The sequence below is a fragment of the Streptomyces sp. NPDC002476 genome (assembly GCF_042889785.1).
In the GTDB taxonomy this organism is placed as follows: Bacteria; Actinomycetota; Actinomycetes; order Streptomycetales; family Streptomycetaceae; genus Streptomyces.
Genome location: NZ_JBIARH010000016.1, coordinates 64,955 through 83,624 on the forward strand (window position 1 = coordinate 64,955; position 18,670 = coordinate 83,624).

The following is an 18,670-nucleotide window of genomic DNA, read 5'->3' on the forward strand; positions in this document are numbered from 1 at the left end:
GGGGTATGGCTCCTTCTGACGAGATCCCTTCCGGCTCCGGCGCGATCGCTTCCATCGGAACCCCTCCCCAGGCCCCTTGCGACGAGATCCTGGACATCGTCGACGAGAACGACGAGGTCGTGGGGCAGGCCCCGCGCGGTGAGGCGACCGCGCGGGGCCTGCGCCATCGCTGTGTGTTCATCGAGGCCAGGGACGCCGCGGGCCGGCTCTTCGTGCACCGAAGGACCCCCACCAAGCTGGTCTTCCCGTCCCACTACGACATGTTCGTCGGCGGGGTCGTCGGGGCGGGCGAGTCGTACGACGACGCGGCCTTGCGGGAGGCCGAGGAGGAGCTGGGCGTGCGCGGCCTCCCCCGGCCCGAGCCGCTGTTCTCGTTCCTCTACACGAGCGCCGAACACTCCTGGTGGAGCCGGGTGTACCAGGTACGGTGCGAGCTGCCGGTGCACCCGCAGGCCGAGGAGGTCGCCTGGCACGCCTTCCTCACCGACGCCGAGCTGGAGCGCCGGCTCGACGACTGGGAGTGGGTGCCGGACGGCCTGGACGCGTACCACCGGCTGCGCGCCTTCCGGGCGGGCGGAGCGGCGTCCTGAGCCGGACCGGCGGCCATCGGTGCAACGACGAAGGGGTTGGGGCGTGAACGAATTCGTACGGGGGCTGCGGCTGTGGTTCGCGCCTCAGCGCGTCCGCGAGGAGGGCGAGACCCCCGACTACCGGTTCTCGCTCGCCAACGAGCGGACGTTCCTGGCCTGGCTCCGCACGGCCCTCGCACTGATCGGCGGTGGCTTCGCGGTCGACCAGTTCCTTCCGGAGCTGGCGTGGGGCGTCCGGGCCGGTCTGGCGCTGGCGCTGCTGGCGGCCGGTGTGCTGTGCGCGCTGCGGGCGATCAACCACTGGGTGCGCTGCGAACGGGCGATGCGACGCGGCGAGGACCTGCCGGTCTCCCGGTTCCCGACGCTGCTGGGGCTGACCGTCGCCGTGGTCGCCGTGGCGATGGTGCTGGTGGTCCTCTTCGGCTGGGAGAGCCGGTGACGGACGGTGCGCGGACGGCCGATGCGCGCGACCCCGGGCTGCAGCCCGAGCGCACCAGGCTGGCGTGGCGGCGCACGACGCTGTCCTGCACGGTGGTGGCGCTGCTGGCGGTCCGGCAGTCGCTCCACGCCGGCGCGGGCCCCGCGGCCCTCGTCGCCGTCGCGCTGAGCGCGCTCGCCTGGCTGGGCTTCCTGCTGGTGGCGCACCAACGGGTGGTCCGGATGGCGGCCCGGCGGCCCCGGCCGCTGCCGGCGCGGGGCGCGCTGGCCGCGGCGGCGTGCGTGATCGCGCTGGCGGTGTTCGCCGCGGGCCTGGTGTTCTGAGGCCCGGCGCGCGGACGTGCCGCCGGTTCGTGGCCGCCTTCCCCACCGCCTGCGTACCCGCCGGCGCGCGGACGTGCCACCGGGTCGTGGCCGCCTGCCCCGTACCTCACCCGTCGCCACCCCGCGGCCGGCCTCCTCCCCTCGCCCCTGTCACCGTCCCCCCAGCACCTCCGCGCCCCGAATTCCCGGGGGACGCTGGACGACATACCGACTGGTCGGCATCATGAACTCCGACCGTCTCTCGTCCCGGAGGTGCGCACCATGAGCTCAGCCCATCCGCCAGGTCTCGCCCTCGACCGGCTGCGCAGGCATCTCGACCGCGAGCGGCCGGGGCTGGTGAACGGACCGCTCGAAGCCCGGCTCATCGAGGGCGGCCGGTCGAATCTGACCTATCTCGTGGCCGACGGCACCGGCCGCTGGGTCGTGCGCAGACCTCCGCTGGGGCACGTACTCGCGACCGCGCACGACATGAAGCGCGAGCACCGCGTCATCAGCGCCCTGCATCCCACCGCCCTGCCGGTGCCGGAACCGGTGCTGCTCTGCGAGGACGACTCGGTGCTCGGGGCGCCCTTCTACGTGATGGAGTACGTCCAGGGCACCCCGTACCGCACCGCCGAACAGCTCGCCCCGCTGGGCGCCGAACGCACCCGGGCGGCCGTGCTCGGCCTCGTGGACACCCTGATCGAACTCCACGCGGTGGACCCGGCGTCCGTCGGGCTCGGCGACTTCGGGCGGCCCGAGGGCTTCCTCGACCGTCAACTGCGCCGCTGGGGAAAGCAGTTGGAAGCCTCCCGCAACCGCGAGCTGCCCGGCGTCGACGAACTGCACGCCGCGCTCCGGCGTGCGCTGCCCGTCTCGCCCGCGCCCACCGTCGTGCACGGCGACTACCGCCTGGACAACGTGCTGATCGGCGACGACGACCGGATCAGGGCCGTGCTCGACTGGGAGATGTCGACGCTCGGCGACCCGCTGACCGACCTCGGCCTGCTGGTGATGTACAGCTCCGACCTCGGGCCGGCGGACTCGCCGGTCTCCACCACCAGCGGCGCGGCGGGCCACCCCACCCCCGCCGAACTGATCGAGCGCTACGCCGCCCGGTCGGGCCGGGACACCTCCGCCCTCTCCTGGTACACCGCGTTCGCCTGGTTCAAGCTCGCCGTGATCCTGGAGGGCATCCACTACCGCTACACCCTGGGCCGGACGGTCGGCGCCGGCTTCGACCGCATCGGCGACCTCGTCCCCGTCTTCATCGAGCACGGCCTCACCACCCTCCAGGAAGGCTGATCACCCCATGGACTTCGCATTCGACGCGCGCACCGAGGAACTGCGCGGCAGGCTCCTCGCCTTCATGGACGAGCACGTGTACCCGGCCGAGCGGACCGCCGACGAACAGCGCGCGCTCCTGTCGTCCCCGTGGCAGACCCCGCAGGTCGTCGAGGACCTCAAGGCCGAGGCGCGCAGGCGGGGACTGTGGAACCTCTTCCTGCCCGATGCCGAGCACGGGGCCGGGCTGACCAATCTCCAGTACGCGCCGCTCGCCGAGATCACCGGCCGGTCACCGCAGTTGGCGCCGACCGCGCTCAACTGCGCGGCCCCGGACACCGGGAACATGGAGGTGCTGCACCAGTTCGGCGACGACGAGCAGAAGAAGCGGTGGCTGGAGCCGCTGCTCGCCGGGGAGATCCGCTCGGCGTTCGCGATGACCGAGCCCGAGGTCGCCTCGTCGGACGCGACGAACGTCGAGACCCGGATCGAGCGGGACGGCGGCCACTACGTCATCAACGGCCGCAAGTGGTACATCTCCGGGGCGATGAACCCGGACTGCGCGATCTTCATCGTGATGGGCAGGACCGATCCCGACGGGGCCGACGTCCGTCGTCGGCAGTCCATGATCCTGGTCCCCCGCGACGCCCCGGGCGTCGACGTACGCCGCGCCATGCGGGTGTACGGCTACGAGGACCACTACCACGGCGGGCACGCCGAGGTCGTGTTCGAGAACGTGCGGGTGCCCGCGGCGAACCTGATCGGCGAGGAGGGCGGCGGCTTCGCCATCGCCCAGGCGCGGCTGGGTCCGGGCCGCATCCACCACTGCATGCGGCTGATCGGCATGGCCGAGCGGGCGATCGAGCTGATGTGCCGGCGCGCGGTGTCCCGTACGGCCTTCGGCAAGCCGCTCGCCGCGCAGGGCGTGGTGCAGAACTGGATCGCGGACGCGCGGGTGACGGTGGAGCAGCTGCGGCTGCTGGTGCTGAAGACGGCCTGGCTGATGGACACGGTGGGCAACCGGGGCGCGCACACGGAGATCCAGGCCATCAAGATCGCCACCCCGCGCGCGGTGGTCGGCATCCTCGACCGGGCGGTGCAGCTGCACGGCGCCGGAGGGGTCGGCCAGGACTTCCCGCTCGCCGAGCTGTGGGCGGCGGCGCGGACCCTGCAGCTGGCGGACGGGCCGGACGAGGTGCACCAGCGGTCGTTGGCGCGGCGGGAGATCAGGAGGTACCTGTAGGCGGCGCTGCGGCGGGCCCACAGGGGGACCTGCACCCGGCGGGCGCGCGGCCGGGGCCCGCCGGGTGCCGTCGCGTCCTCATTCGCCGAACGGGCCCGGCCGCCGCCCCGCGGGCCGCGCCGCCGTGATCCGGTCGAGCACGGACGTGTAGCGGCCGCGTCTGTCGGGGCGGGCGTGGTCGGCGGCGTGGCGGAGGGCGGGGACGGCCGCCTCGCCCATCCCGGCGAGACCGTCGGCCGCCGCCTCGCGCACGGCCGGACGCGGGTCCGTGAGCAGGGCCGTCAGGGCGGGGATCGCGGGCCGCCGGCGGGTGCGGCAGAGCGTACGGACCGCCGAGCGCACCACGTCGCTCCGGGGGTCGTCGAGCAGGAGCTCGGTGTGGCGCAGATGGGTGTCGCGGTCGAGCATCACCCGTGAGGCCCGGTGGGCGCGCAGCCGGACCCTGCCCCGGGAACGCAGCAGCAACTCATCGAGCAGCCCGCGCAGTTCGGGGTCCCTGTCCGGTTCCGGTCCGGGGTGCGCGTCGGCGAGTTCCGTCAGGGCCCGGCAGGCCTGGTCCGAAGTGCCTGTGCGGGCCAGCTCCAGCAGTTCCCGCCGGGAGGGGCGGTGCGGCGCCCCGGCGGGCGCGGCCGGTGTGCGGGCGCGGAGCTCCGCCCGCGCCGCCGCGTCCCGTCGTCCCGCGTCCGGGCCGCGCAGGGGGCCCTCGACGAGAACGAGCCGGTCCGCGAGCGCGTCGCATCCTTCGGCGCGCAGCCGGTCATGAACGCGCGTCAGCGCGGGGGTGCGCAGCAGCCGACGGCCGACGAGCAGGTCGAGGAAGCCCCGGGCTCCGGCGTCGAGGCGGTCTTCGAGGGCGCGGGCGAGCGCGTCGGCGGGGTGGGCGCGCAGGGCGCCCACGAGCGCCGGTCGCAGGGCGGGCGGGGCCTGCTCCCACCATTCCAGCAGCAGCGGCACCAGCGGTTCCCGCTCCCACGGGCCGAGCTTCGCGGCCACGAGGGCCACCCGGTCGCGCAGGATGCCGTCGCCGCGCAGGTCCGCCAGGTCGAACCCGGTCAGCACACGGGCGAGGCCGTTGTCGACGGGCAGGTCCACGCGCCCCCGGAGGAACGCGAGCAGCACGGCCCGCCGGGTGTCGGGCTCGGGCCATGTCACCAGTGCGCGGGCGGCGGTCGCCCTGTGGTCGGCGGAGGCGGACTCCAGCATGGCGAGCAGGCGTGCACGCAGCGGGGCCGAGCGGGGCCCGTCGAGGTCGTCGCCCCGTACGCGCCGGGGCGCGGGGAACGGCGTGCGGGCGGTCTCGGCGATGGTCCAGGGCGGCGCGTCGAGCGGCTGGAGCAGCGTCATCCAGTCGAGCAGGACGGCCCGGATACCCGGGTCGGCCCCGTGATGGGCCCCGATCAGCGCGGCCAGCCGGTCCCGGGAGCCGACCGTGCCGTCGTCCCTCCGACGGAACTCCTCCAGCGCGGCCGGGGTGCGCGTCGCCTCGTGCAGCGCCGCCCGCCAGGTCCGGGCCCTGTCGGCCTCGACGCCCGCGGCCCTCGTCCCGTCGGTTCCGAGCCCGGCGGGCGGGGACGCGCCGATGGCGGTTCCACGGACGGAGGTTCCGCGGACGGGGCTTCGCCCGGGCCGCGACGAGCCGGGCGCTGGGGACGGACCGGCCGGGCCGTCCTCCGCCCGGCCACCGTCCGCCGGGGCGGACCCGGCTTCCGGGACCGCGAACGCCTCGCGCAGCACGGCGGTCACCGCCTTCCAGGGGTCGGCGCCGAGCCGGGCCGCGTCGAGCGCCCGGTCGAGGTCGGCCCGGACCAGCACCGCGTCGAGCCGGCGCAGCAGCGTCAGCGTGGACCGGTGCGGGGTCGCGGGCGCGGGGCGCAGGGCCCGTACCGAGGCGACGACGGCCGGTCGGCCGGCCGCCGGCAGGTCGGGCGCGACCTGTTCGAGCACCGCGATCAGGTCGTGCCGGTCCTCGTCCCGGGCCTCGGTGAGCGTGTCGAGCAGGACCGGGACGGAGCGGGCGTACGCCGTCAGTTCGTCGGCCGCCCAGGGCCCTGGGCAGGCACGCAGCGCCAGTCGCACGACGTCCTTCCGGGCCGCGGGGCGCGCCGGGGCCAGCCGGAGGAGGTCGCCGAGCATCGGCCGCAGTTCCGCCGCCCGTTCGGGGCGGGGGCGGTCGGCGTGCCGGGCGAGGCGGAGCGCGACCGCGGGGTCCCAGCCCCCGGTGACCAGCGTCGTGATGTCGTGGTCGGTCCCGTCGTCCGCCGACGACCGCCCTGGCTCGTCCGGCGTGGCGACCCCGTGCCGGGCCATGGCCGCGGCGAGGTCCCGCACCGTCCCGGATGCCAGGCCGACGCGCCGGGCCGCGACCAGGGCGAGCAGGGTGGCCGCCGCCGGTGATCCCTGGTCGTCCAGAGCGAGGACCGAACGCGCCGTGAGGGTGCCGTGGAGTGCTTCCAGGAGCCGGTCCCGGCTCCGCGTGTCGCCGCTGTGTTCGGCTGCGGCGAGGAGCGTCGCCGCGTACGCGTCGCCGAGGACGGTGCGCAGGGCCTCGACGAGTGCGTCGCGCAGTCCGGGGTTGTCGTGGTGCCCGAGCCCGTGCAGCAGCCGGGGCACGGCTGCCGGGGAGCCCGCGCGGGCCAGCGCCTCGGCTGCCGTCTTCCTGATGTTCATGTTCGGATGGTCGAGGCAGGCGGCGATCGCCTCGGACGCCCAGTGGGCGCGCGCCCGGCCCAGGGCGAGCAGCGCCTGCCGGACGGTCTGGATGTCCGGGGCGCGGGTCAGCGCGATCAGGGTCGCCGACAGCGCCCGCGCGTCCTCGCCGCCGGCCGTGTCGCCTTCGGCGGACGTGTCCGCGCCGGAGTGCGTGCCCCTGCCGCCGGGCGCGGTCCCGCCACCGGGGTCGCGGGCGAGCAGGGCGATGACGTGCTTGCGCACATGCCGGTCGCGGTGACGCAGCAGCCGGTGGACCCGGGCCCGGGTGCCGGACCAGGGTGCCCTGCCCAGCAGCTCCAGCAGGATCGTCCGCTCGCGGTCGGTGAGGCCCGGACGTTCCAGCAGCTCCAGGGCCGTGGTCGCGACGAGTGCGTGACCGGCCTCCGGCGCGTCCGCCGCGTCGAGCAGGCACACCGGCCGGATCGCGCCCCGCTCGTACAGCCGGCGGCCCAGACCGTGCACGGCGTCCAGAACCTCCTGGGGCACCACCGGTTCGGCGCCCGGCCGGGCCCGGTCGTGCGGCCCGGTGACGGGGGCGGTCGGCCGGCCGGCCGCCAGGTCGGACACGATGCGCAGCAGCAGGTCGGCGACGGCCGGCAGGGTGCCCGCGCCGCCGTACGCCGCCGTCCGCCGCAGCGCCGCCACCGGCCCGTCCGGGTCCGGGCGGGAGCGCAGCAGGGCCAGTTCCCGCTCGTCGGGTCCGCCGAGGTCCGCCGCCACACGTGCCGGCAGATCGAGCGGGTCGAGCCGTACCAGCAGGGCCTGCCGTTGCTCCGGGTCGCGGGTCAGCTGCCACAGCAGTTCGAGCGCGCGGTGCCGCACGGCGTACAGGTGGGTTGCGGGCGGCGCCCCGGTCAGGCCCAGGCCGTCGCGCAGCGCCCGTACCGTCCGCCGCCCGCCGATGGCCTCCAGCGTGTCGAGAGCGGCGGCGGGCGCCGAGGGCAGCAGCGCGATCACGGCTTCCTCGGCCCGTCGGTGGCGCAGTTCGCGGATCGCGCGGAGGAACGGGCCGGGGTCGGGAGCCGACGGGAGTACGCGGGTGATCGCCTCCCCGACCGGCAGCCCGTCCGTTCCCTGCCCGGCCAGAGCCACCAGCAGGGCGAGCCGTCGCGGCCATCCGGGATCGACGGGGTCCGCGTCGGTCAGGGTCCGGAACGTCTCGGCCCGGCAGGTGAACAGGATGGTCGCGACCTCACCGGGCGGAATCGAGTGATCGGCCAGGGCCAGGCCGACGACGGCCCGTGCGTGCGGATCGGCCACGAAGTGCCCGCGCCGGTGGAGGCCCCGCAGACAGGCGATCGCGGGCCGTCCGAACAGCAGCGGATCCCCCGCGGCGACCGCCAGGAGGTCGCCGATGTCGTCGCGGTCCGCCAGGCCGCCCAGCAGTTCCATCGCCCGTCGGCGCGCGCCCGGTGGAAGGTCGAGATCCGCGACGGCCCGCCACAGCAGCGCCCCGTGGCCGTGGCGGGCGGCGGCGGTGAGCGCCGCGTCGAGCGTCTCCGGCCCGGTGCGGGCCGACGCGGCGGTGAGGAACGGGGACAGGTGTCCCGGCGGCAGCGGTTCCGTGGCGGCCCAGGGCTCCCCGAGTTCGCGCAGCGCGTCGGCGACGACGGGGGCGCCGCCGTCGAGGAAGGGCGGACCGCCGACGGGAGCCGGGGCGGTGCCGGTGTCGCCGACGAGCACCCGGGCCATGTCGACGGCGTGGGCCGAAGCCGGGGCGGTGTCGGCGATCAGAGCGGTCAGGGTCGTGCGGACCCGTGCGGGTGCCAGGAGTCCGGCGCGCAGGCCCTGCCGGGCGAGCCGCAGCGCCTCGGCGCGGAGCACCGGATCCCCGCTGCCGGCGAGTTCGTCCACCAGCCGGGCCGGCCGGGGCGCGCGGGCGATGTCCAGCGCCCGTACCGCCTGGTAGAGGAGTTCGCCGCGGGTCTCCTCGCGGACCAGCCTCGGCTCGTCGAGGATGTCGGCGCACAGCCACGCGATCCGCACCCGGGCCGGGAGCCCCGCCGTGCGCCACGCCGGGCGGGGACGGCCCCGCAGGTACGGGGCGAGTCGCTCATGGAGTCCGGCGAGGAGGAGATCCGCCTCCGGCCGTCCCGTCGGCGTGCCGGGCAGCAGTCCGGCCAGTTCGGCCCCCTCCGCCCCGTCGGACGGGCCGTCGGGCGTGACACGCTCGGTGAGCAGGACGAGCCCCAGTTCGCACAGGCCGGGATCCTCGTGCCGGATCAGGCGTCCGAGCAGGGCGGGCGGGCAGTCCCGGGCGTCGAGGAGCGCGGACAACCGGGCGGCGTCGGCCCGGCGTACGGCATCGTGGATCTCTTCCCGTATCCGTTCGTGGAACTGTTCGTCGGTCTGTGCGTCGTTGGGCGGCCTCACCGTCGGATGCTAACGACGGTGCTCCGGCCGCCGTCAACGGGATTCCGGCTTCCCCGGCCCGGCTCGTGCCCGTGCCCGTACTCGTGCCCATAGGCCTGTGCCGCGTCCGTGCCCGTGCCCGTGCCCGTGTGTGGAGCGTGTCCCGGCCGCCGGAGACCGGCGGGTGGCTACGGGCGCAGGGCGCGCAGCAGCAGATCGGCGAGGTGGTCGGCGACCTCCTGCCGACTGAGCGGGCCGTCGGGCCGGTACCAGGTGGACAGGTGGTGGACCGAGCCGAAGTGGTAGTCCACGATCAGGTCCGCGGGGGTGGCCGTGGAGAACACGCCGCTGCGCTGGCCCTCTTCGACCAGGGCCCGGAAGCGCTCGTGGTAGCGGCGCCGCTCCGCCCGCACCTGCTTGTTCTTCTCCGGGCTCAGATGGTGCATGGAGCGGAAGAAGATCGCGGCGTCGTCGAGGTTCTCGATGGTGGTGACGACCACGTCCGCCGCGGCGTCGCGAAGGCGCTTCTCGACCGGGGCGTCGGCGCCCGCGAAGGCGTCGAGGCGCTCCTGCTGAAGGCGCAGCACCCGGGCGTACACCTCTTGGAGCAGGTCCTCCTTGGAGCCGAAGTAGTGGTAGAGCGCGCCCTTGGTGACGCCCGCCGCCTCGACGATCTCCTGGACGGATGTGCGGTCGTAGCCCTGCTCGGCGAAGAGCCGGGTGGCGGCGGCCAGCAGCCGCTGGGCTACGGGGGCCGGTTCCTCCGGTTCCCCGTCCGTCACCTTGGTCATGGCCGTCGCCTTCCTTCCGTCCTGTGCGCGAGTCCGCCCGTCCTGTGCGCGAGTCCGCGCCGTGTGCCGTGCGTGCCGCGTGCGATGCGGTCCACCGAGGAGAACGCGGTCGGCGCCCGAGGATCTTCCCACTCGCGGTCCCCGGGTGTCCGGTCGGCGTCTCGGCCGCGCGGGCCCGTGATATACGGGACACCCCTGCCCGTAGCCGCCGAACCGGCACCTCTCGCGGCGGGACTCCCGTCCGCGCAGGTCCGTCCGTGCCGGTCCGTCCGTGCCGGTCCGTCCGTGCGGAGGAATCGGGTCCCTGCACGGCCGTGCGGACGAATGCGGTCAGGCGCCGCCGGTCTCCTCCCACTTTCGCTGGAGGTGGTTCATGCCGCCGAGCCAGTGGTCGGTGTCGTCGGCCCGGGCGCGATAGAACCCGGCGACCTCGGGGTGCGGCAGCACGAGGAAGCGGTCCTCGGCCATGGCGTCGAAGAGCGCGTCGGCGACCGCCTCCGGCTCGATGGCGGTGGGCGCGAGGACGAGTTCACCGGCCGATCCGGCGGCGGTCAGCATGTCGGTGCGCACGCCCTGCGGACAGATGGCGTGCACCTTGACGCCGCGGTGGCGGTAGGTCAGCGACAGCCATTCGGCGAAGGCGACGACACCGTGCTTGGTCACGCTGTACGGCGCCGCGCCGATCATCGTCAGCAGCCCGGCGGCGGAGGCGGTCGAGACGAACCGGCCGTCGCCGCGCTCCAGCCAGCCGGGCAGCAGCGCCCTGGCCGCCCGGACATGGGCCATGACGTTGACGTCCCAGGCGGCGGCCCAGACCTCCTCCTCGGCGAAGACGTCACCGGGCGAGGCCAGACCGGCGTTGGCGCAGTAGACGTCGACGGTGCCGTCCAGCGCTTCGCGGACGGCGTCCAGGGTCCGCGAGGCGTCGCCGGCGACCGCGACGGCACCGATCTCCTCGGCCAGCCCGCCGATCCGCGCCTCGTCCAGGTCGTTGACCACGACCCGCGCGCCCTCCGCAGCGAAGCGACGGGCCAGCGCGGCCCCGATGCCGCCTCCGGCCCCGGTGACCACCACGCCCGCGCCCCGCACCGTGCCACTCATCGGTACCGCCTCTCTCCGCCGACCGCATCCGGCAGACTAACCAGTCGGTATGCGCGAACGGAAGAGGCCGCCGCCCGACCGGGAGGTCCACGCGCGGGAGGCACCCGAGCGGCCGGTCACGCGGGGCGTTCCGCCCCTGCCGAGACGGCCCCACCCGGTGGGGGGAGGCACCGCCGTCACCCCCGTCGCACTGTTCACGTCCGGCTCGTTCCGTATGGCCTGATCACGCGCTAGCGTGCGTGACCATGACAGACGTCGCGATCACGGAGGTAGCCGAATGAGCCTGTCCAGACGTGGTTTGCTGGCCGCCGGCGGCGCGGTGGGCGCCCTCGCGGCGACGGCCGCAGGCAGTGGCGGGACGGCGACCGCGGCCCCCGTGGCCGGCCGAGGGCACGGGGGCGGCAACGGCCGCGGGCGGGTCCGCACCGGTTTCGACCGGCTGGCGGCGGACGGCTACGCGCTGCTGAAGGGCCAGAAGGTCGGGGTCGTCACCAACCCGACCGGAATCACCTCCGACGTGCGCCACATCGTCGACGTGATGCACCCGGACGGCCGGGTGGACCTGACCGCCGTCTTCGGCCCCGAGCACGGCTTCCGCGGCACCGCGCAGGCGGGCGGCTCGGAAGGACGGTACGACGACCCGGCGACCGGACTCCCGGTCTACGACACGTACCTCAAGAGCGGGCAGCCGCTCGCGGACGTCTTCACCGCGTCCGGCGTGGACACGGTCGTCTTCGACATCCAGGACGCGGGCGCCCGCTTCTACACGTACATCTGGACCTTGTACGACTGCATGGAGGCGGCGGCCCTCGCGGGCAAGCGGTTCGTGGTGCTGGACCGGCCGAACCCGGTGACCGGACGGGCGGCGCTCGGGCCGGTCCTCGATCCGGCGTTCGCGACGTTCGTCGGCCGCCGGGAGATCGCCCAGGCGCACGGCATGACGGTCGCCGAACTGGCGCTGCTGTTCGACCGGGAGTTCCTGGACCGGCCGGTGGACCTGCGGATCGTGAAGATGTCCGGGTGGCGGCGCTCGGACTTCTTCGACACGACCGGCCTGCCGTGGGTGCCGCCGAGCCCCAACATGCCGACGCCCGAGACGGCGCTGGTCTACGCGGGCACGTGCCTGTTCGAGGGCACGAACCTCTCCGAGGGGCGCGGCACGACCCGGCCGTTCGAGCTGCTCGGCGCGGAGGGCATCGACCACCGGTGGGCGGCCGCGGCGAACGCGCTGGACCTGCCGGGGGTCGCCTTCCGCGAGGCGTACTTCGCGCCGACGTTCTCCAAGTTCCAGGGGAAGACGGTCGGCGGGGTGCAGGTGCACGTCCACGACCGCGCCGCCTTCGATCCGGTCCGCACGGGCATCGGGCTGCTGGTGACGGCGAAGCGGACCTGGAGCGGATTCGCGTGGCGCTCCGACAACTGGATCGACAAGCTCACCGGCAACACCCGGGTCCGCACGATGATCGACGCGGGGGCCGGTACGGACGAGGTGGTGGGGGCCTGGGAAGCGGATCTCGCCGCGTTCCGGGCCGTCCGGAAGAAGTACCTCCAGTACCACTGAGAGCCTGTCGGGTGGGCCCGGACCCGCGGTTCCGGGCCCACCCGGCGTGCGACTTCCGTCCCCACCCGGCGTACGGGTTCCGTGCTCACCGATGGGCGGGGAACTCCACCACCTGCTGGTACGTGGGACGGTTCTGCCAGCGGATGGTCTTCTGGGAGATCCCGCCGAGCGCCCGGTGCACGATCGCGTCCGCGCACCGCTGGTCCCCGGCCCTGCACGTGTCGTCGCCCGGGCAGACCTGCGTGGCCGGCTGCGCCGCCGCCGTTCTGGCCGGGCGGCAGGATGTCGTCGCACTGCCCCTGGCAGGCCTCCCCCGCTCGAAAGCAGCTGAGAGCTCGGGGAAGGGGCGTCGGTGACCGACGACGACGCGGGAGGCGGAGTCGCAGGGCGTCGGGAGCCCGCTCCCTCTTGCTCCCCAGGTCGTAAGGTGAGCAACGATCGCCTTTTCCGAATCGTCACATGCCGCCGCCACCCCTCCGCGTGACAGACGCTCATCTCGCTTTCCGGACACTCTTGCCCGTCTCGGGATCTCAGACGGGCGCCCGTTCGTCTATCTCTTGACGCCGAAGTACGAGCGACGGAGGTGATGGCGCAGTGGCCGGATTCCGGAGTCTTGCGAGACAGGTGCGCGACCCGGGGAGCGACCTGGCACTGCGGCGGTATTCGCTGCGCAAGTGCCTGGAGCGGTTCGCCCCTTACGGACACCGGGCGACCTGGGACCATCTGTGCACACGGCACGGGTTCGAGCCGGAGGACCGCTCCCCCGATCCGGTGCGGCTGATGGGCGCGCTGGAGGAGCTGGAGGCGGCCCGGGCCGCCTGGCTCGGCTACGAGGCGTCCTTCGCCGCGCGCCGCAGACGCGAGAAGCACGACGGGCTGCGCAGACCCGTCGTGTTCGACGACTGGCACCGGCGCGCCTGGGGCGGGTACGGGGTGGCCCGCTGCGCGGATCCGGCCGTTCATCCCTCGGCGCCGCTCGCCGAGGTCCTCGACCGGCTGATCGCCGCCCTGGAAACGGGGCCGGGCACGGCCTGCCCGGTGTGCGGGTGCGACGAGATCGAGTGGCGGCCGGATCCGGTGTGCGAGCAGTGGACCGGACCGGTCTGCTCGGGGTGCGGCATCCTGGTGCCCCGTCCCGTGCTCACACCGGGGGCGCTGGCGAGGGCCCGGGGCGCGCGGCGGCGGGACCTCGCGTCGGCGGCGTGACCGCGCCGCACGCCACCGGTACGCCCCCCGGACGCCCACCCGTGCCCACGGACGGGCCCGGGGCACGCGAAGGACCTGACGCGGAGCTCGATGCCGTCGGGCCGACGGGCGATCCGCCGCCCGGTGTCGCGGGCGCCCTGCCGCCGGGCCGATCCACCGGAGCGATCCGCCGCGGACCCCCCTTCCGCCCCCGCCCTCCTACGCCCCGTCCCGCCGGTTGCCGTTCTTCCGGGCCTCGTCCTTCCGGGTCCCGTTCTCCCCGGCCCCGCCCGTCCGCCCGCCGTCGTCCGCGCGGCCCTCCGGCATCAGGCGCGAGCCGCTGATCCACTGACCGGAGACGTCGTCCGGGTTGGAGAGCACACAGTTCTCCAACGACAGGCAGCCGCAGCCGATGCAGTCGGTGAGATGGTCACGCAGCCGCGCCAACTGCGCGATGCGCTCGTCCAGTTCGGAGCGCCAGGCCACCGAGAGCCGCGCCCAGTCGTCGCGGTTCGGGGTGCGTTCGTCGGGCAGTTCGGCCAGAGCGTCCCTGATGGTGGCCAGCGGGATGCCCACCCGCTGTGCCGCACGCACGAACGCGACCCTGCGCAGTGCGTCCCTGGTGTAGCGACGCTGATTGCCGCTGGTCCGGCGGCTCTTGATCAGACCCTTGGCCTCGTAGAAGTGCAGGGCGGAGACGGCTGCCCCGCTGCGCGCGGAGAGCTGGCCGACCGTGAGTTCCTGGAGTGAATGTGGAATCTGAGGCACTTCCCCAACCCTACGTGCCCCTCCCCCGGCCGGTCCGTCGTTGACAGGAACGCACCCGCCAACCATGCTGAGCAAGCGCTTGGACAGCCCTGGGTGAAGGGTGTCGCCCCTCGCCCGGCTTCCCACAACGGGCGCGCGGCCCACGGGCGCGCGACGCCGGACGGCCGCGAGCGGAAGGCAGGACCAGGGATATGACGGAGCCGAGGATCTTCACGTCCGCGCAGGAGTTGCGCGACGCGGTGGGCGAGCAGCTGGGGCACAGCGAGTGGCTGAAGGTCGACCAGAAGAGGATCGATCTCTTCGCCGACGCCACCGGCGACCATCAGTGGATTCACGTGGACCCGGAGCGGGCCGCGACCGGCCCGTTCGGCACGACGATCGCGCACGGCTATCTCACGCTCTCGCTGCTGCCGGCCCTCGTACCGCAGGTCATGCGGGTCGAGGGCATGAAGATGGGGATCAACTACGGCACGAACAAGGTCCGTTTCCCGTCCATCGTGCCCGTGGGCTCCCGGCTGCGCGCGACGGCCGTGCTGAAGAATGTCGAGGAGGCCGGGGGCGGCGTGCAGGTCACCGCCCTCGTCACGGTCGAGCGCGAGGGCGGCGACAAGCCGGTGTGCGTGGCCGAATCGGTGTCGCGCTACTACTTCTGACCGGACGCGTCCCGCACCGGTCGCGGCTCGAATCCGCGCGTCCGGGGCCCCGCCGCCGCTACCGCTTGGCGCCCACCATGCGCAGCACGAGACCGGCGTAGAACTCGCCGACCTCGTCGGGCGTCCGGCTGCCCCGCGCGTTGAACCAACGCGCCACGTCGATGCAGAGCGAGAGCACCGCGAGGGCGGTGCCCGGGACGTCGGGGACGTCGAACTCCCCCGCTTCCACGCCCTCGTCGATGATCCGGCGCACCACCGCTTCGGTACTGCGGCGCAGCCCGACGATCTCGGCGCGGTGCCCTTCGCCGAGCGCGTCGAGTTCGTACTGGACCACGCGGGCCGTGGTGTGCTGCTCGGCGTGCCAGCGGACGAAGGACCGTACGGCCTCGGCCAGCCGCTCGGCGGCGGTGCCGTCCCCGTCGGCGGCGACTTCCAGGACGGCGAGGGCGCGGTCGTGGCCGATCCTGCTGATGCGGTGGAGCAGTTCTTCCTTCGTCTTGTAATGGATGTAGAGCGCGGCCGGGCTCATTCCCGCCCGGCCCGCGATGTCCCGCGTGGTGGTGGCGTGGTACCCGCGCTCGGCAAAGGCGTCGACGGCGGCGACGAGGAGCCGTCTGGCCGCCTCGGGCGTCACCTCGGCCCACGGCGCGCGGTCGCCGTCGGTCTCCTCCGCCGTGCTCATGATCACTCGCCCCTCTCGTCAACAGGACGAACACCATACCCCGAACCTGAGCAAGCGCTTAGGGCGGCTGCGCCCGGGAGCACGGGCCCCGGACGCGGGGACCTTCGGGGACTTGGGCGGGCGGGGGGCTCGGAAGGCGGAGATCCCGGTGAGCGCGCGCCGGACAGCCCGTCCTCCGTCCGGCGCGGCATCGCCGATCAGCCGAGCCCGGCGGGCTCCGCACCGGGGTTCACGATCCCGGCCCCCGGGCCCCCGGGCCCGGAATCCTGGAACTGGGTGCGGTACAGCTCCTCGTACCGGCCCCCGGCCGCGAGGAGTTCGTCGTGGGTGCCCCGCTCCACGATCCGTCCGTCCTCCACCACCAGGATGAGGTCGGCCGACCGCACGGTGGACAGGCGGTGGGCGATCACGACGGCGGTGCGTCCGGCGAGTGCCTCGGTGAGGGCCTCCTGGACGGCCGCCTCGGAGGTGTTGTCCAGGTGGGCGGTGGCCTCGTCGAGGATCACGACGCGCTGGCGGGCGAGCAGCAGCCGGGCGATGGTCAGCCGCTGGCGTTCGCCTCCGGAGAGCCGGTAGCCGCGTTCACCGACGACGGTGTCGAGCCCGTCGGGCAGCGAGGCGACCAGTCCGTCCAGCCGGGAGCGGCGCAGCGCGTCCCACAGGTCGTCCTCGGTGGCGTCGGGCCGGGCGAGCAGCAGGTTCGCGCGGACCGACTCGTGGAAGAGGTGGCCGTCCTGGGTGACCATGCCGAGGGTGTCGCGCAGGCTGTCGGCGGAGAGGTCGCGCACGTCGACGCCGCCGATGCGCACCGCGCCCTCGTCCACGTCGTAGAGGCGGGGCAGCAGTTGCGCGATGGTCGACTTGCCCGCGCCGGAGGAACCGACGAGCGCCACCGTCCGGCCGGGTCCGACCCGGAACGAGACTCCGCGCAGCACCTCTCCGCCGCCCCGGGTGTCGAGGCTCGCGACGTCCTCCAGAGAGGCGAGGGAGACCTTGTCGGCGGCCGGGTAGCCGAACCGTACCCGGTCGAACTCGACGGACACCGGCCCCTCGGGGACCGCCCGGGCGTCGGGCTTCTGCGCGATGAGCGGTTCGAGGTCGAGGACCTCGAAGACCCGCTCGAAGCTGACGAGGGCGCTCATCACCTCCACCCGTGCCCCGGCGAGCGCGGTGAGCGGCGCGTACAGGCGGGTCAGCAGCAGGGCCAGCGCGACGACGGCGCCCGCGTCCAGCTGCCCGCGCAGCGCGTAGTACCCGCCGAGCCCGTAGACCAGGGCGAGCGCCAGTGCCGACACGAGGGTGAGGGCGGTGATGAACGCGGACTGGGCCATGGCCGTACGGATCCCGATGTCGCGCACCCGGCCCGCCCTAACGGCGAATTCGGCGGACTCGTCGGCGGGCCGGCCGAACAGCTTGACCAGGGTGGCGCCGGGCGCGGAGAAGCGCTCGGTCATCCGCGTCCCCATCGCGGCGTTGTGGGCCGCCGCCTCCCGCTGGAGCCTGGCCATCCGGGTGCCCATGCGCCGGGCGGGCAGCACGAACACCGGCAGCAGCACCAGCGCCAGGACGGTGATCCGCCAGGAGATGGAGAGCATGACGGCGAGGGTGAGGAGCAGCGTCACGACATTGCCGACGACGCCGGACAGGGTGTTGCTGAAGGCGCGTTGGGCTCCGATGACGTCGTTGTTGAGCCGGCTGACGAGCGCGCCGGTGCGGGTACGGGTGAAGAACGCGACCGGCATGCGTTGCACATGGTCGAAGACGGCGGTGCGCAGGTCGAGGATCAGCCCCTCGCCGAGGTTCGCCGAGAACCAGCGGCCGACCAGTGCGAGTGCCGCCTCGGCGAGGGCGATCGCGGCGATGAGCAGGGACAGGCGCGTGACGGTGCCGGTGTCCCCGCCGGTCACGATGGCGTCGACGACACGGCCGGCGAGTACGGGGGTGGCGACCGCGAGCAGCGCTGTCGCCACGCTCACGAGCAGAAAGAGGGCGACCCGGCGGCGGTGGGGGCGGGCGAAGGCGGCGACGCGCCGCAGGGTGGCGCGGTCGAAGGGGCGCCGGTCCGCCTGCGCGTTCATGACGTTGTGGAGCTGTGTCCACGCGGTGGTTTCCATGCTCATGGCTGGAACGTACGACCTCCAGCGGACTTGAGGTCAACGCCCGGCGGACGCCGCCCGTCACCGGCCCGCGATCCGTGCGGCGTCCGCCGGTCCAGGACCTGCGCGAGATACGCCCGGAGCAGGACGCGGGTCTCGGCGACGACGGCGTCGTCCCCCGACGGATCGGCGCGGAAGGCGAGTCGGAGCAGGGCGTCCGCGGCCTCGACGCACACCAGGACCGTCCGGTGCAGGTCCTGACCGGGCACCGGGCCGAGGTACCCGGCCAGGAGCGAGGCGAGACGGACGGCCACCCGGTGGTTGGCGTCGTCGGCCGGGTCCTCGTCGGGAGCGGGGGCGGGGGCGCCGAAGTCCACGAGGGCGAAGCCGGCCACGGCGCGCTTCATCGCCAGGTACTCGTCCAGCACCGCGTCGATAGCGCTCTGCCAGTCGGTCGTCGGGACGGTGGCCAGCCGGGCGGTGACGCGCTCGGCGTAATTGTCCAGGTTGCGCCGGGCGAGCGCGTCGGCGAGCGCGCGCTTGTTGGAGAAGAACCGGTAGACGGAACCGATGGGCACCCCGGCCCGGAGCGCGACGGCCCGGGTGGACAGCTGCTCGTACCCCGTCTCGTCGAGGAGTTCGGCGCAGGCGTCGAGTATCCGGGCCAGACGTTCGGCGCTGCGCCGCTGGACCGGGACGCGGCGGAGGTGGCTGTTCGCTGGGGGCACGGGCTCCATGATGCCGTGGCCCTCCGTCGCCCGGATTCCTCCCCCCGCGCGGCGCGCCTGCGCCGCCACGGGCCGCCGTCTCGCGCCTCCACCGCGACGGACCCCCTGTATGTCACCGAATGGCGTTGACGAGCCACTTTCTGATTCCTACGGTTGTCCATAGGATTTCTTCGGCACCGGGAGCGC

At 74.2% G+C, this 18,670-nt stretch carries 15 protein-coding genes and 1 pseudogene; 8 read left to right on the plus strand and 8 right to left on the minus strand.

What is annotated here, in order from left to right; translation table 11 throughout:
- The first annotated feature begins 5 nt into the window (after nt 1-5).
- The 5 genes from ACFYXM_RS19780 to ACFYXM_RS19800 all read left to right on the plus strand — a co-directional run bounded on the left by ACFYXM_RS19780 (nt 6) and on the right by ACFYXM_RS19800 (nt 3,858).
- Complete coding sequence (locus ACFYXM_RS19780; RefSeq protein WP_389290911.1) at nt 6-590, plus strand: NUDIX hydrolase; 585 nt, start codon at nt 6-8, stop codon at nt 588-590.
- Between the two features lie 43 nt (nt 591-633).
- The gene (locus tag ACFYXM_RS19785) at nt 634-1,029 is read left to right on the plus strand and encodes a YidH family protein (protein WP_389290913.1); all 396 of its coding nucleotides are present in this window, start codon (nt 634-636) and stop codon (nt 1,027-1,029) included.
- Nucleotides 1,026-1,352 carry a DUF202 domain-containing protein gene (locus tag ACFYXM_RS19790; RefSeq protein ID WP_389290915.1) on the plus strand — a complete coding sequence of 109 codons (327 nt, stop codon included), beginning with the start codon at nt 1,026-1,028 and terminating at the stop codon, nt 1,350-1,352. The genes ACFYXM_RS19785 and ACFYXM_RS19790 overlap by 4 nt, the downstream gene beginning before the upstream one ends.
- A gap of 261 nt (nt 1,353-1,613) precedes the next feature.
- Nucleotides 1,614-2,636 carry a phosphotransferase family protein gene (locus ACFYXM_RS19795; RefSeq protein WP_389290917.1) on the plus strand — a complete coding sequence of 341 codons (1,023 nt, stop codon included), beginning with the start codon at nt 1,614-1,616 and terminating at the stop codon, nt 2,634-2,636.
- Between the two features lie 7 nt (nt 2,637-2,643).
- The gene (locus tag ACFYXM_RS19800) at nt 2,644-3,858 is read left to right on the plus strand and encodes an acyl-CoA dehydrogenase family protein (RefSeq protein WP_389290919.1); all 1,215 of its coding nucleotides are present in this window, start codon (nt 2,644-2,646) and stop codon (nt 3,856-3,858) included.
- 78 nt (nt 3,859-3,936) lie between these two features.
- Here ACFYXM_RS19800 and ACFYXM_RS19805 read toward each other — a convergent pair whose 3' ends face one another.
- From ACFYXM_RS19805 to ACFYXM_RS19815, 3 genes are all read right to left on the minus strand, one after another.
- Nucleotides 3,937-8,940, minus strand: a complete 5,004-nt coding sequence (locus ACFYXM_RS19805; RefSeq protein ID WP_389290921.1) for a HEAT repeat domain-containing protein — start codon at nt 8,938-8,940, stop codon at nt 3,937-3,939.
- A gap of 167 nt (nt 8,941-9,107) precedes the next feature.
- Nucleotides 9,108-9,710 carry a TetR/AcrR family transcriptional regulator gene (locus ACFYXM_RS19810; protein ID WP_389290923.1) on the minus strand — a complete coding sequence of 201 codons (603 nt, stop codon included), beginning with the start codon at nt 9,708-9,710 and terminating at the stop codon, nt 9,108-9,110.
- A gap of 330 nt (nt 9,711-10,040) precedes the next feature.
- Entirely contained in the window at nt 10,041-10,811 is a 771-nt protein-coding gene (locus tag ACFYXM_RS19815; RefSeq protein ID WP_389290925.1) for an SDR family oxidoreductase, read from the minus strand.
- A 277-nt stretch (nt 10,812-11,088) separates the two neighbouring features.
- On the opposite strand from ACFYXM_RS19815, the gene ACFYXM_RS19820 reads away from it, so the two are divergent.
- Complete coding sequence (locus tag ACFYXM_RS19820) at nt 11,089-12,372, plus strand: exo-beta-N-acetylmuramidase NamZ domain-containing protein (RefSeq protein WP_389290927.1); 1,284 nt, start codon at nt 11,089-11,091, stop codon at nt 12,370-12,372.
- 85 nt (nt 12,373-12,457) lie between these two features.
- Here ACFYXM_RS19820 and ACFYXM_RS19825 read toward each other — a convergent pair.
- Nucleotides 12,458-12,637: pseudogene (locus tag ACFYXM_RS19825) on the minus strand (hypothetical protein); the annotation flags it as partial.
- A gap of 329 nt (nt 12,638-12,966) precedes the next feature.
- Here ACFYXM_RS19825 and ACFYXM_RS19830 point away from each other — a divergent pair.
- A complete protein-coding gene (locus tag ACFYXM_RS19830; RefSeq protein WP_389290929.1) occupies nt 12,967-13,578 on the plus strand; it encodes a hypothetical protein in 612 nt (203 codons plus the stop codon).
- A gap of 198 nt (nt 13,579-13,776) precedes the next feature.
- Here ACFYXM_RS19830 and soxR read toward each other — a convergent pair whose 3' ends face one another.
- Nucleotides 13,777-14,325 (minus strand): redox-sensitive transcriptional activator SoxR, encoded by a 549-nt coding sequence (gene soxR / locus ACFYXM_RS19835; RefSeq protein ID WP_389290931.1) that lies wholly within the window; start codon nt 14,323-14,325, stop codon nt 13,777-13,779.
- A gap of 191 nt (nt 14,326-14,516) precedes the next feature.
- Here soxR and ACFYXM_RS19840 point away from each other — a divergent pair, with 191 nt between their 5' ends.
- Nucleotides 14,517-14,978, plus strand: coding sequence for a MaoC family dehydratase (locus ACFYXM_RS19840; protein WP_389290933.1), 462 nt, complete (start codon nt 14,517-14,519; stop codon nt 14,976-14,978).
- A gap of 58 nt (nt 14,979-15,036) precedes the next feature.
- On the opposite strand, the gene ACFYXM_RS19845 is transcribed toward ACFYXM_RS19840, so the two are convergent.
- The 3 genes from ACFYXM_RS19845 to ACFYXM_RS19855 form a co-directional block, all read right to left on the minus strand.
- Entirely contained in the window at nt 15,037-15,660 is a 624-nt protein-coding gene (locus ACFYXM_RS19845) for a TetR/AcrR family transcriptional regulator (protein WP_389290935.1), read from the minus strand.
- Between the two features lie 197 nt (nt 15,661-15,857).
- Nucleotides 15,858-17,780, minus strand: coding sequence for an ABC transporter ATP-binding protein (locus tag ACFYXM_RS19850; RefSeq protein WP_389290937.1), 1,923 nt, complete (start codon nt 17,778-17,780; stop codon nt 15,858-15,860).
- Nucleotides 17,777-18,493: a TetR/AcrR family transcriptional regulator gene (locus tag ACFYXM_RS19855; protein WP_389290939.1), complete on the minus strand. Its 717-nt coding sequence runs from the start codon at nt 18,491-18,493 to the stop codon at nt 17,777-17,779. Before ACFYXM_RS19855 ends, ACFYXM_RS19850 begins: the two co-directional genes overlap by 4 nt.
- Between the last annotated feature and the right edge of the window lie 177 nt (nt 18,494-18,670).